The sequence below is a fragment of the Methylorubrum aminovorans genome, from assembly GCF_022179725.1.
GTDB classification, from domain to species: Bacteria; Pseudomonadota; Alphaproteobacteria; order Rhizobiales; family Beijerinckiaceae; genus Methylobacterium; species Methylobacterium aminovorans.
This window is the reverse complement of the sequence record NZ_BPRC01000004.1, coordinates 174,478-186,723: the sequence shown is the minus strand read 5'-3', so window position 1 is coordinate 186,723 and position 12,246 is coordinate 174,478. Positions and strand designations below refer to the sequence as shown.

At 69.9% G+C, this 12,246-nt stretch carries 9 protein-coding genes; 5 read left to right on the top strand and 4 right to left on the bottom strand.

Going from position 1 to position 12,246, the window contains the following annotated elements; all coding sequences use genetic code 11:
* Positions 1–38 precede the first annotated feature (38 nt).
* Positions 39–290 (top strand): hypothetical protein, encoded by a 252-nt coding sequence (locus MFF24_RS08770; RefSeq protein ID WP_238223998.1) that lies wholly within the window; start codon positions 39–41, stop codon positions 288–290.
* 41 nt (positions 291–331) lie between these two features.
* On the opposite strand, the gene MFF24_RS08765 is transcribed toward MFF24_RS08770, so the two are convergent.
* The 3 genes from MFF24_RS08765 to MFF24_RS08755 form a co-directional block, all read right to left on the bottom strand.
* A complete protein-coding gene (locus MFF24_RS08765) occupies positions 332–2,434 on the bottom strand; it encodes a GumC family protein (protein ID WP_238223989.1) in 2,103 nt (700 codons plus the stop codon).
* Between the two features lie 207 nt (positions 2,435–2,641).
* Positions 2,642–3,355: an O-antigen ligase family protein gene (locus tag MFF24_RS08760; protein WP_283214489.1), complete on the bottom strand. Its 714-nt coding sequence runs from the start codon at positions 3,353–3,355 to the stop codon at positions 2,642–2,644.
* A gap of 69 nt (positions 3,356–3,424) precedes the next feature.
* Positions 3,425–4,012, bottom strand: coding sequence for a hypothetical protein (locus tag MFF24_RS08755; RefSeq protein ID WP_238223987.1), 588 nt, complete (start codon positions 4,010–4,012; stop codon positions 3,425–3,427).
* Between the two features lie 268 nt (positions 4,013–4,280).
* Here MFF24_RS08755 and MFF24_RS28815 point away from each other — a divergent pair, with 268 nt between their 5' ends.
* On the top strand, positions 4,281–4,415 hold the full coding sequence (locus tag MFF24_RS28815; RefSeq protein ID WP_283214485.1) for a hypothetical protein: 135 nt from the start codon (positions 4,281–4,283) through the stop codon (positions 4,413–4,415).
* Positions 4,416–4,790: 375 nt separating this feature from the next.
* Here MFF24_RS28815 and MFF24_RS08750 read toward each other — a convergent pair whose 3' ends face one another.
* Positions 4,791–6,116 (bottom strand): lipopolysaccharide biosynthesis protein, encoded by a 1,326-nt coding sequence (locus MFF24_RS08750; RefSeq protein WP_238223985.1) that lies wholly within the window; start codon positions 6,114–6,116, stop codon positions 4,791–4,793.
* A gap of 283 nt (positions 6,117–6,399) precedes the next feature.
* On the opposite strand from MFF24_RS08750, the gene MFF24_RS08745 reads away from it, so the two are divergent.
* The 3 genes from MFF24_RS08745 (at position 6,400) to MFF24_RS08735 (ending at position 12,149) form a co-directional block, all read left to right on the top strand.
* Positions 6,400–8,751, top strand: coding sequence for a right-handed parallel beta-helix repeat-containing protein (locus MFF24_RS08745; RefSeq protein ID WP_238223983.1), 2,352 nt, complete (start codon positions 6,400–6,402; stop codon positions 8,749–8,751).
* The gene (locus MFF24_RS08740) at positions 8,748–9,611 is read left to right on the top strand and encodes a glycosyltransferase family 2 protein (RefSeq protein WP_238223981.1); all 864 of its coding nucleotides are present in this window, start codon (positions 8,748–8,750) and stop codon (positions 9,609–9,611) included. Before MFF24_RS08745 ends, MFF24_RS08740 begins: the two co-directional genes overlap by 4 nt.
* A 237-nt stretch (positions 9,612–9,848) precedes the next feature.
* On the top strand, positions 9,849–12,149 hold the full coding sequence (locus tag MFF24_RS08735; RefSeq protein ID WP_238223979.1) for an MHYT domain-containing protein: 2,301 nt from the start codon (positions 9,849–9,851) through the stop codon (positions 12,147–12,149).
* Positions 12,150–12,246: the final 97 nt, after the last annotated feature.

The window sequence follows — 12,246 nt, the reverse complement described above, 5'->3', positions numbered from 1 at the left end:
GCGCCGCGCAGGGTCAGCGGCGCCCCGGCTGCACCGGAATGTTCGGGGCCGATCCGTACGGGCGCGGTAATCCGGTGCGTGCCGGGCTCCAGCTCCACGACGATCGCGCGCGCCTCCCCCTGCCGGCGCAGGGCCGCCACGCGGGCCAGGGCCTGCGGCAGATCGGCGAAGCGGTCCTTCCGGCCCGTTCCGGCTGCTCCCGTGGGCGCGACCTGCAGGACCACGGGCGCCTTCGCCTCGCCGGCCCGTCCCGGCGCGGCCGAGCCGAGGACGAGCACAGCGGTGAATAGGGCCGCGCGGAACGCCGCCACCGTCCGGTGCGGCTGAGGGCTCACGCCTCGGCCTCCGCGTCGGTGATCACGAGCTGTACCCGCCGGTCGCGGCCGGTGGCGTCGAGGGCCCGCTGCAGCCGGCTGACGGCGCTGCTCTTGGCACTCGCCGTCAGCAGCAGGGCGGGGAAGCGCTGGTCCTGGGCGAGGCGCTCGGCGGCAATGTCGGTGCCGATCAGCCCGATATCCACGAAGACCGTGTTGAAGGACGCCGCCGTTGCCAGGAGCGCGCCGGTATAGGCCGCGGTGCCGAGGCTCAGGGCCGCGTCGTCGAAGGGCAGGATCTTGACCCCGGTCGGGCCGTCCACCAGCGCGTCGCCGAGTCCCGATTGCGTCCGCAGCGCCTCGGCGACGCCGCGTTTGGCCGTCGCCCGCAGATCGCGCGAGATCATCGCTTCCGGATCGGCATCGACGAGCAGCACGCGCTGGCCGTCGAGGGCGGCCGAGGCGGCGAGGCTTCGCGCCAGTTCCGACTTGCCGGCCCGGTCGTCGGCGGAAGTGACGAGGACGAGCGTCGGACGCGCGGCGCCGAAGTCGCGCTGGAGTCGGCTGCCGAGGCGGGCCACGGCCAGGTCGTAGGCGGTGTCGGCCCGCAGCGCCCCGGTACCCCTGCCCTGCGTCCTGACTCGCGCCTGGGCCGGCAGGGCGGCGATGACCGGGACTCCCGCGATCTGCTGGAGCCGGCGGCGCGAGCCGATCCGTCCCGCGGCGGGCACGGCGAGGAGGGCGAGCGCGACGCCGAGGCCGAGGCCGGCCGCCGCCGCCGCGGCGAAGATCACCGGGATCGGCGGGCCGAGCCGGCGCTCCGGCAGCGAGGCCGGCGAGATGATGCGCGAGGTCGAGGTGTCGAGGCGCTGCTGCTCCTGAAGCTCGCGGGCACGGACGAGGAAGGCCTCGTAGACCGCGCGGCTCGCCTCCACCTGCCGCTCCAGCTCGCGCAGGCGCACGAAGCTCCTGTCGACGGACAGAGCCTCCTTCTTGCGGCTCTCCAGGGTGGCGGCGAGCGACGCCTCGTTGGCGAGCGCCGAGCGGTAGTCGTTGCGGGTGGCCGCGGCGATGCGCCGGATCTCGGCATTGATGTCGTTGCGCAGGGTCTGGACCTGCAACTCGCCGGTGCGCAGGGTCGGGTGGCGCGGCCCGAGCTGGGAGACCGTGTCGGCCCGGGCCGCCTCGATCTGGGCAAGCTGGGAGCGCAGCTGCGCGATGGTCGTGGACTGGACGATCTCGGTCACCGAGTTGAGGTCGGCCCGCCCGTTGGCGACCGCCTCGATCTGGGCAAGACGGCCGCGCAGCTCGCCGGCTCGGGCGCGGGCGGCGCCGAGCTGCTGGTTGAGCTGGGTCAACGCCTGTTCGCTGACGAGCTGGCCGCGGGTGCCGACGAGGTTGTTGGCCGCGCGGAACTTCTGCGCCTTGTCGTCGGCCGCGCGCAGGTCGTCCTGCAACTCGCCGAGCCGGCCTGCCACCGCATCGCCGGCCTTGCGCGTCACCTGTGCCTGCGCCTGCGAGACGGTCGCGAGGTAGGTCTCGGCAATCGCTCGGGCGAGATCGGCGGATTTCTGGCGCGCATCGGTGGTGACGGCGAGTTCGACCACGAAGCTGCGCTCCAGGCGGCGCGCCGCGGTGCGCTCACGCAGGGTGCGCAGGGCCGTGAGCCCGTCGTCGGAGGGACCGCCGGCGACACCGATCAGCGAGGACAGGCTCCCCTTGAGCCGATCCAGCAGCGAAGAGGGACGGACGAAGTCCGGGTCCTGATCGAGCTTGAAGCGGCTCACCACCTGCCGCAGCACGTCGTCGGAGACGAGGACGCGGATCTGGCTGTCCACGAGGAGCAGGCTCGCGTCGCTCGCCTGATCCGCGGGTGTCACGCCGTCCTTGACAACCTGAATACCGCGCGGGTCGATCAGGATCTGCGTCACGGCGGCGTAGAGCGGCGGCACCAGGGAGAGCCACGCCACCGCCGCCACCAGGAGCAGGACCGCCGGCGCCAGCACGAGCGCCCAGCGCGCGCGCAAAGCCCGCCCGATCTCCCGCGGATCGAGGAACCAGGGTTCCGGCGTCGCGTCGGGCTTGCCCGGCTCGGCGTCGACGAACAATCGCGAAGGCATCCGCTCGACCATCGTCATCGCAGGACTTTCGACCAAAGGGCGGATGCGGGCGCAACCGGCCCGCAGGGATCGATCCGGTCCGCAGCCTCCGTCCCGGAGCGGACCATTCGAAGATGATCCGTCCCGGTTCGGGACACCGGTCGCGGGCCGAGTGTCGAGTCAGGGCTCATGCTTCAAGATGCGCGCCATGCGGGCGCGAAGCGGAGGTCATGCGGCGGCAGCCCGGCGAAGATCGAAGGCGGCGGCCTCGGGCGCCGGCGCGGCCGCACCCGCCGGCCCACGGTGCAGGGCGCCGATGCGGGCATAGGCCAGCAGGGCCACGAAGGTCAGGACGTTGATGTTCCAGTCCTGGAAGATGCCCGGCGTGGTCATGCCGTTGAGGATCAGGAAGAACACGCAGGTGGCGATCAGGCGGCGCCCGGCGCGGTCGAGCTTCATCCCCCAGCGGAGCGCGGCTCCCAGCACCATCGCGCACAGGCCGATCCCGATCAGGCCGGTACCGGCCCAGGCGCTCAGCAGCATGTTGTGCGAACTCGAGATGAACACCGCGTCCCGCGCCAGCGTCTCGGCCAGCGCCGTGGTCGGGATCAGGAGCTGGATGAAGCGGTCGCCGGCCGCGTAGCCGGCACCCACGAAGCGGTCCTTGGTCGCCTCGATGAAGACCGGCCAGAAGGTGCCGCGGCCGGTGGCGTCGGCGAGTTCCTCCGGCGGCTTCTGCAGCACCACCGACACCACCTCGAGCAGGCCGGGGAAGGCGGAGAGGCCGACCATCAGCACGACGAACAGGACGAGATACACGGTGAAGGCGGTGTAGCCGAGGAGGCGCAGGCGGCGGTGGCGTGACGCCGCTATCAGGCCGGGCACCACCGCGATGAGCGAGGCGGTGCTCGTGGCCGAACCGGCGATGACGAAGCCGGCCAGGGCGAGCGCGAGGTGGGCGCCCCGGTGCCGGATGCGGTCGTCGAAGATGACGAGAAAGGCGTGCGCGGCTCACAGATAGGGCATCAGGTTGTGCTTGGCCGACGAGAAGACGATCCCGTGCGCGAGGTTGTCGAGGATGATCGGCGCGGTCGCGATCAGCCAGACGCAGGTGAACAGCGCGAAGAGGTTGGCCAGCCGCCGCTCGATGTCGCTGCGGTCGAAGATCAGGATCGAGACGAGGGTGAAGATCGCCAGTTCGAGCGTGCGGTAGGCGGTGTAGCTCGGCACGACCGACCAGGCGGTGCTGACGCCGTTGACGAGGATCATCAGCGTGAACGGCAGGTAGGGCATCGAGAAGGCAACCAGCAGCACGCGCCGGTCGACCGCGACGCGGACGGCGAGATAGAGCCCGGCCAAGCCGGTCATAACGACGAGGGCGATGTTGGAGGCGGTGAGGCCCTGATCCAGCACGGCGTTGCCGTCCTCTCGCGGGACGTTGAACACGAGCGGCAGCAGCGCGAAGATCGACATCAGCGCGAACGGAACCGCGACGGGACCGTCCAGTGGTCCCATCCGGGTCTCAAGGCGGTGGCGCGCCAGCGGATAGAGCAGCGCGAACCAGACCACCACGGCGACGACCAAGAGGAGGTTCAGCATTCCGGCGGTTCCATGGGGTGTTTCCTCAAATGGCGCCTCCGGTGGTCTCCTCGGTCCGGCCGGACCGGGAGTAAGCCGATCTCGTCCCGTGTCGATCCAATCTGCGCCAGGACTTCGTGGAGTCTTGGGAGTCTTGGTTTACGGCGTCATTCGGGCCGTCGGGGCCATGCGCGACCCCGTGACCCGGCGGCTCTAGGCCGATGGTTCGGTCGAAGCGCTCGCCCTGCGGGATGGCAGGTTTTTCGGGCGCCGAGACAGGCGGGCGGCGATGCGGTCGGGAAAGCCGTTCCGCAGCCGCCGCGACACGAAACCGGAGGTGCCCGCCTCGATGCTGCGGCCGCGGATCTCGATCGGCTCGGTCGGCTCCCCCTCCTCCAAGGACGGGACATCGACCAAGGCGTAATTCCCCCATCCATCGGCGGCCCCGTCGCCCCGTCCCGCGCACGGGAGGGAGCGAAATCAATGCCATTGAGCCAGTGCCGTCCTGAGACGTTTCCTCTGGTTTGATGGCCGATTGAGTGTCTCGCGCGAAGACTCTGCTGCGCTTTCCTCGCCAGAGCGAGAACGGTCGGCGTCCGAGAGTTGTGTGAGGCGCTCTTGAGGGATTCGTTTCGGCCGAGGCAGCTCGGGCGAAGACTGATTGAGAGGCATCAGTCAGAGATTGTCATCGTCTCTCGAAGGATGAATGCTTGTCGTCGACGCCGGAATGTAGCCTCGGTCGCCGGGGGCAGCGTTTCCCGGCTTCGCTGGTCGGAGGATGCCCCGAGAAACCCCTCGGTCAGGCCGGCTGGAGCCGGCCGACCGGCGTCGGAGCGGCTTTCAGCGCGCGCCGCAGCAGCCCGGCCAGGACGAGGCAGACCAGCACCTCCGCCGTGATCGCCACGGCGAGCAGGCCCTCGATGCCGAACCCGCGCACGGCCGGGTAGACTAGTGCGAGGTTGAGGGCGGCCGCCGCCGCCGTGGCGGCGAAGACTGCGCCGGTCCGCTCCAGGGCGCGGAAGGCGCAGATCTGCGCGAAGGAGACGAGCGAGACCGGGAACAGCAGGGAGTACCACGTCACGACCCAGGCATAGGCGGCCATTTCGGGCCCGAAGGCGGCCGCGAGCAGACTTGGTCCGGTCAGCGCCAGCAGTCCGGTGAAGCTCAAACCCCCGGCAAAACCGATGGCGGCGGTGACGCCGATCACCGGCCGCAATCCGTCGAGGCCGCGCGAGGCCAGCGCCCGGCCGGCGATCGGCGGAACGATGTTCTCCAGGGCGTCGCGGATCAGGTTGAGCACGCCGAGGATGCTCTGGGCCGCCCGCAGCACGCCGATCAACGTCACGCCGAGCAGCGCGCCGGCGATCAGCAGGCCGGCATACCCGCTCAGCCACTGCATCAGCCCGGTCAGCACCAGCCAGCGGCCGGAATGCCATTGCCGCCGGCTCGCGGAGCCGAATTCGCCGGCCCGCCGCGCCAGACGTCCGCGGAACGGGACCGCGCATAGGCAGGACAGGACGGCCGAGGCGGCGACGACCTCCAGGGCGCGGGCCGGCGACAGCATTCCGCTGCGGGCGAGCAGCACCAGCAGCGCGAGCTTGATCCCCTGATTGAGCGCGTCGATCCCGAGCACCACCGACGGGCGGCCGCGGGCAAACAGGTAGCGGCGGGAAAAGTCCTGGGCGAGGTGGGCGGCGCAGGCCATCCCCGCCGCAAGCGCAAGCGCGAGCGCCGGGTCGCCGAGGGTGAGCGCGAGTCCGATCGCGACGGCGCTGCCGGCAAGCAGCAGGAAGGCGGCCTCGTGGACGAGGACGATGGCGTAATAGGCATGCTCCGCCTCGCCGGGCAGGCCCGGCCCGATGCTGATCATCGGGCAGACGACGAGGCCGAGCTGCAGGCTGATGGTGAGCAGCACCGCGATCCAGGCTGTCGAGAACAGGCCGAAGGCCTCCAGGCCGAGGGCGTGCGCCAGCACGATGGTGGTGGCGAAGTTGCAGGCGCTCACCAGCGCCTGGTCGGCCACCGAGAGCACCGGACCGGCGGCCCCTCTCCCGATCGCCGCTCGCCCGGCAGCCGATCGGCAGGCGCCGGCCAGGGCACGGAAGTCGCGCGGGAGGGCAGGCATGCGGGTCCGGGTGAGGGAAAGGCGGCCGAAAGGATGGCGCGGCGAGCCTAGACGAGGCGGGCGGGTGCACCACGCGGACATCGGGAGAGGCGGACCGGATTCCTCGATCCTTCGGGGTACGTCGGAAGTACGGGCCGGCCCGCTCCCGATGCGCTGCCGGGCTCGATTGTCAGGAGGCGCCCTGCCCGCAAGACTTCTCCTCGCAAGACGTTCTCCCGCAACAACTCCCGTGAACCGGCCGGCGAGCGGCGGCCGACGGGCGGCTTTCGACAGGCGAGTGCTGATGGCGACGACGACGACCGTCCACGCTCTGCCGCGGGAGAGCCGGCTGCCGGACCTGTTCCTGGCCGCGCTCGGCATCGCGTTCGCCGGATACATGATCTTCGGCAAGAGCTTCGCCTATCTCGGCCTGCCGCCGCTCTATGCCGGCGAGCTGCTGTTCCTGCTGGGGCTGCTTGCCGTGGTCCTGACGCGCACGGGCCTCAACCTCGCCGCCGGGCTCGCCACCCCGCCCGCGCTCTGCGCCGCCGCGCTGATGGGCTGGGTGCTGCTGCGGACGCTCGCGGGTCTGCGCGAATACCGGGTCGATGCCCTGCGCGACGGGGCGGTCGCGCTCTATGCCGGCTACGCCTTCGTGCTGATCGCCCTGCTGCTCGACGATCCGCGGCAGCTCGGTGCGCTGCTGCGGATGTTCCGCTGGCTCGCGCGCTACGCCATCCCGTTCGCGATCATCGCGTTCATCCTCGGCGACGTGCCCTTCTTCGCGGCGCGGGCGGGCGAACTCTCGACCCACCTGACCGGCGCCGTCGTCCTGGCGCTTGTCGGCCTCGTCCGGGTCGGGCCGGGCTGGGTCGCCTTCGTCGGCCTCGGCGCGGTGCTGGCCGCCGCGCAGAACCGCGGCTCCATGCTGGCGATCGCGGTGCCGGTCTGCCTCGCTCTCGTGGCGATCGGCCAGTGGAAGCGGCTCGCGGCGACGCTGATCCTCGGCGCCGGCCTGCTCGGCGCGGCCGCCGCCCTCGATGTCGAAGTGGAACTGCCCAACAGCGACCGGCCCGTAAGTGCCGCGGCGGTGGTGAACAACATCGTCAGCATCGTTGCGCCGAGCAGCGGCGGCAATCTCGACGACACCAAGCAGTGGCGCTTGCGCTGGTGGAACACCATCGTCGGCTACACCGTGCACGGCCCCTATTTCTGGACCGGCAAGGGGTTCGGGCCGAACCTCGCCGAGACCGACGGCTACGTGGTCGGGCTCGAGAATGGCGGGCCGACCCTGCGCAGCCCGCACAGCATCCACATGACCTATCTCGCCCGCGCCGGCGTGCCGGGCCTCGCCCTGTGGCTCCTGACCTGCGCGGTCTGGATGGCGGCGATGCTCGCCGCTTTCTGGCGGGCGCGCCGGCTCGGCGAGCGCCGATGGGAGGGCTTCTTCCTGTTCATCGCCTGCTACGTCGCCTCGATCATCATCGATGCGAGCTTCGACGTCGCCCTGGAAGGGCCGATGCTGGCGGCGCCCTTCTGGACGCTGATCGGCATCGGCATCGGCGCCGCGATGATCTTCCGGGCGCAGGCCGCTCCCCTCCCGCCCGACACGCCGGTCCGGGCAAAACGGTGGCGCGGAGCCTCCTTGGGTGCGCTCGCCGCGCTCGTGCTCCTCGCCCCCTGGCCCGCGGCCCCCGCTCGTGCGGAAGAGACAGGCGCGAAGGCGGCGCGACGGACCCTCAGCAACCCGTCCGGTCCCTGCCTCGTCCTGTGCGAGGCTGTCGACCGGACGATCGAGAATCTCGACATCGGCCCCTGCGGCGGTGAGGGCGTGCGGGTCGAGCACGGACGCAACGTCACGATCCGGAACGTCACGATCCGCGACACCGGGAATGTCGGCATCTATGTCGAGGGAAGCGAGGGCGTACGCATCGAGGAGAACCGCATCGAGAACGCGCTGTCGGGTATCCGCGCCCTTTCCTCCACGGGCGTCGCGGTCGACTGCAACAGCGTGCGCAACGTGCGCGGGCCGATTCCCGCCGGTCAGTTCGTGCAGTTCGACAAGGTCACGGGACCCGGCAACGGCATCGCCTGCAACATCGGCGAGAACGAGCCCGGTCGCGGCGTGCCCGAGGACGCGATCAGCCTGTTCCAGTCGCGGGGCGAGCCGGGCTCGCCGATCCTGGTCGAGCGCAACCGTCTCGTCGGCGGCGGCCCGAGCCAGTCCGGCGGCGGCATCATGCTCGGCGATGGCGGTGGCGCCTATCTGGAGGCCCGCGACAACCTGCTGATCGATCCCGGTCAGTACGGGATCGCGGTGGCGAGCGGCACGCACATGACGATCACCGGCAACGTGGTGATCGCCCGGCCGCAGCCCTTCACCAATGTCGGCATTTCGGTCTGGAACCAGTACGCGGAGCCCTGCAACACGGTGACGGTGAGCGGCAACAGCGTCGATTGGCGCGCTCGCACCGGCCGGGCCAACCCCTGGTGGGATGGCAAAAACTGCCGCGGCACGGTCTGGACACTCAACCGGACGCTCCCGCTCGATCCCCAGCGCGAGATCGCGGGTCAGCCGGCCTGCACCTGCCGGAGCGCGGGACGCGTCGCGCCGCCCGAGACTCCACCGAAGACCCCGAAGGAAGCGGCGCGATGAACAACTCGATGAGCCCTGCGGTGAGCGAGGCGCGCCCCGACATCGCCGTGCTGGCGCTGACGCGCAACTGTGCCGCCACCCTGCCGGCCTTCCTGCGCTTCCTGGCTTCGCTGCGGGCGGCGGGACTCGCGTGCCGCGCCTTCGTCGGCGAGAACGATTCCCGCGACGGAACCGGAGCCTTGCTCGCGGCGGCGGAGGCGCGGGGCGAACTGCGTCACGTTCCCACCGGCTTCATGGCCGAGACGCGCGGCCGGCTCGCGCGGATGGCGCTCGGGCGCGAGCACCTGAAGCAGGTCCTCGACGCTCAGGGCCCGCCGCCGGCCTGCGTCTGCGTCGCCGACATCGACAACGTCATGGCCCGCCCGCCCGGGGCGGGGGCGGTGCTGGCAGCGCTGGAAAAGCTGGAGCGGCCGGGCCTGTTCGCGGTCTCGGCGGCCTCGCGACCGCACTATTACGACCTGCTCGCCTACGAAGACGAAACGGTGAGCTACGAGCACCTCCTCGACGACATCGCCCGCCACCGCCGCGGCGCGCTCGGCTACTACCGCTTCTTCTCCGGCACGGTCTATCCGGCCCAGAGCGCGCTGACGCGCGAGCGCGAGACCACCTGCTTCTCGGCCTTCAACGGACTGACGCTCTATCGCGGCGCCGATTACCGCCTCGGCTCCTACCGCGACGAGGCTTACGCGCGCTGCGAGCACCTCACCTTCAACCGCCGTGTCGCCGCCGCCACGGGCCGGCGCATGCTGGTCGATCCGGGTCTTGTCCTGTGCACCCCCGGCGACCATGCCCAGCGCGGATTCGTCTCGTTCTACGCCAGCCGTGTGCGCAAGCTGGCGGTGGCGCGGCTGCGGGGATGAAGGGCGCTGCGGACGGATCTGGGGGCAGCCGTCCGCTGCCAGTGAGGGAATTCAGTGGGTGGGGAGCAGTCATTCGCCTGACGCGATGGGCGGCCGGACATGACTCTTCTCGGACATTGTTCCCGCGAGTCTCGCCGAACACGATTCCGCCTGACAAACGCAGTCACTTGGAGGCATCTATAAAGCCCCCTAAGGTCTGTGTGGGCCGCCGCTTCGCGCCCATGCGAGTAGGCGAGGATGTCCGTGTCAGGAGCCCACGACAGCACCCTCGTCACCCTCTCGATCCTCATCGCGACGGTCGCCTCCTACACCGCTCTTGATCTTGCAGGCCGCATCCGTGCCGCGACGGGTTGGACGGCGCACGCATGGCTCGCGACCGCAGCCCTGGCCATGGGTGGTGGCATCTGGGCCATGCATTTCGTCGCCATGCTCGCCTTCAGCATGCCGGGCATGGAGGCGCATTACGACCTCAGCCTCACGCTCCTCTCGCTGATCGTGCCTGTCGCGGTCACCGGGATCGGCTTTGCCGTCGTGAACCGGCCCAGGAGGAGCCGCTTCGCTCTGGCTGCAAGCGGCCTTCTCATGGGGATCGGCATCGCGGCCATGCACTACACCGGCATGGCCGCGATGCATGTGCCCGCCTCCCTGCGCTACGACGCGCTGTGGGTTGCCGTCTCGATCCTGATCGCGGTCGGCGCCTCGACCATCGCGCTCTGGCTGGCCTTCAAGAACACGGGGCCGGTGCAGAAGCTCGTGGCCGCAGGTGTGATGGGCATTGCGGTCTCGGGCATGCACTACACCGCCATGTATGCCGCCTCCTTCACCGCTCACGGCGTGACCGACGGCGGCCATGGCTATGCAAGCATCGGCCAGACGAACCTCGCCCTTGCGGTCGCCGCCACCACGTTCCTGATCCTGTTCCTCTCGCTGATCGCGGCCATGTTCGACCGCCGCTTTGCTGTGCTCGCTGAACGAGAGGCTGTCGCCTTGCGCCGAAGCGAGGAGCAGTTCCGGGCGCTCTACCGCAAGACGCCGCTGCCGCTGCACGCCCTCGATGCCGAGGGCCGTGTCGAGGAGGTCAGCGACGCTTGGCTCAACCTTCTCGGCTACCCGCGCGAGAGCGTTGTGGGTCGCCCCTTGATCAACTTCATGAATGAGGAGTCAGCGCGCCGCCGTGTTCGGGAGGATTGGCCCAAGCTCCTGGCCAGCGGCGCGCTTCGCGACGCCGAGTACCGCTTCGTGACCCATCGCGGCGAGCCCCTTGACGTTCTCCTATCCTCGCAAGTCGAGCGCGACGCGCAGGGCGGGTTCCTGCGCGCGCTTGGCGGCATCGTCGATGTGACCGCCAGACGACGTGCGGAGGAGGCGCTGCGGCAGGCCCAGAAGATGGAGGCTGTCGGACGCCTCACCGGCGGCATCGCGCACGATTTCAACAACCTGCTTGCCGTGGTGATTGCCAATCTCGATCTGCTGCGCAAGCGCCTGCCCGACGACCCCAGGCTCACGCGCCTTGTCGAGCACGCGATCCAAGGGGCTGAGCGTGGAGCCTCGTTGACGCAGCGCATGCTGTCCTTTGCACGGCGGCAGAGTCTGAGGCCCGAGCCAGTCTGTCCCCCTGATCTCGTGCGAGGCATGGAGGACCTGCTTCGCCGCTCGATCGGCCCGCAGGTGCAGATCGAGACGCACTTCCCTCTGGGATTGCCCTACGCCTATGCGGACGCCAACCAGCTTGAACTGGCACTGTTGAACCTCGTCGTGAACGCGAGGGACGCCATGCCCAATGGCGGCACCATCACGATCGGCGCGCGCGAGCAGACGGTTGGAGCCGATCAGGTGCGGGGTCTCTCGCCGGGCAAGTACGTCTGCCTCTGGGTCTCGGACACGGGCACAGGCATGGACGAGACCACCCTGGGGCAAGCAATGGAGCCGTTCTTCACGACGAAGGGCGTGGGCCGGGGAACGGGCCTCGGGCTGTCCATGGTGCATGGCCTTGCCGAGCAGTCTGGCGGAGCCCTGGTCCTCAAGAGCCGCGTGGGCGCGGGTACGACCGCTGAGGTTTGGCTTCCCGTTGCCGAGACCAGAGAGAAGACCGTCGAGGTCGCCGCCGACTCGGTCCAGAAGGTCGGTGCAGCGACGCGCTCGCTGACCGTTCTGGCGGTCGATGATGACGCCCTTGTCCTGGCGAACACAGCCGCGATGCTGGACGATCTCGGACATATGGTACTCGAAGCCTCGTCCGGAGAAGAGGCGCTGACCATCTTGCGAAGGGGTCGCAAGGTCGATCTCGTAATCACAGATTACGCCATGCCGGGCATGACGGGCCAGCATCTCGCGGAGGCGATCAGGGCAGAGTGGCCGCGCATCCCGATCTTACTGGCGACGGGCTATGCGGAGGTGGAGCAGGACAGCCACCTTGCGCTGCCTCGGCTGAACAAGCCCTACCAACAGGCCGATCTCGCTAACGCGGTCGCGGACTGCCTCAAGCACGAGGACGGAGCGGATCGGGTTGTTGCGTTCCGGCCCGTGCGAGGCGGGTGAATATAACGACTTAAGGTTGAACGGGCGCGCTGGCTGGCTATCAAGAGCGCGACCGCTTCCAACTCACAGCCGGAGTTCGCTTTCCGGCGCGAAGCCC

What these genes read in the sequence shown, in the direction of transcription:
- MFF24_RS08770 (WP_238223998.1), top strand. Translation starts at nt 39, where the DNA reads ATGTTCGGGGCCGATCCGTACGGGCGCGGTAATCCGGTGCGTGCCGGG.
- MFF24_RS08765 (WP_238223989.1), bottom strand. Translation starts at nt 2,434, where the DNA reads ATGCCTTCGCGATTGTTCGTCGACGCCGAGCCGGGCAAGCCCGACGCG.
- MFF24_RS08755 (WP_238223987.1), bottom strand. Translation starts at nt 4,012, where the DNA reads ATGCTGAACCTCCTCTTGGTCGTCGCCGTGGTGGTCTGGTTCGCGCTG.
- MFF24_RS28815 (WP_283214485.1), top strand. Translation starts at nt 4,281, where the DNA reads ATGCGGTCGGGAAAGCCGTTCCGCAGCCGCCGCGACACGAAACCGGAG.
- MFF24_RS08750 (WP_238223985.1), bottom strand. Translation starts at nt 6,116, where the DNA reads ATGCCTGCCCTCCCGCGCGACTTCCGTGCCCTGGCCGGCGCCTGCCGA.
- MFF24_RS08745 (WP_238223983.1), top strand. Translation starts at nt 6,400, where the DNA reads ATGGCGACGACGACGACCGTCCACGCTCTGCCGCGGGAGAGCCGGCTG.
- MFF24_RS08740 (WP_238223981.1), top strand. Translation starts at nt 8,748, where the DNA reads ATGAACAACTCGATGAGCCCTGCGGTGAGCGAGGCGCGCCCCGACATC.
- MFF24_RS08735 (WP_238223979.1), top strand. Translation starts at nt 9,849, where the DNA reads ATGTCCGTGTCAGGAGCCCACGACAGCACCCTCGTCACCCTCTCGATC.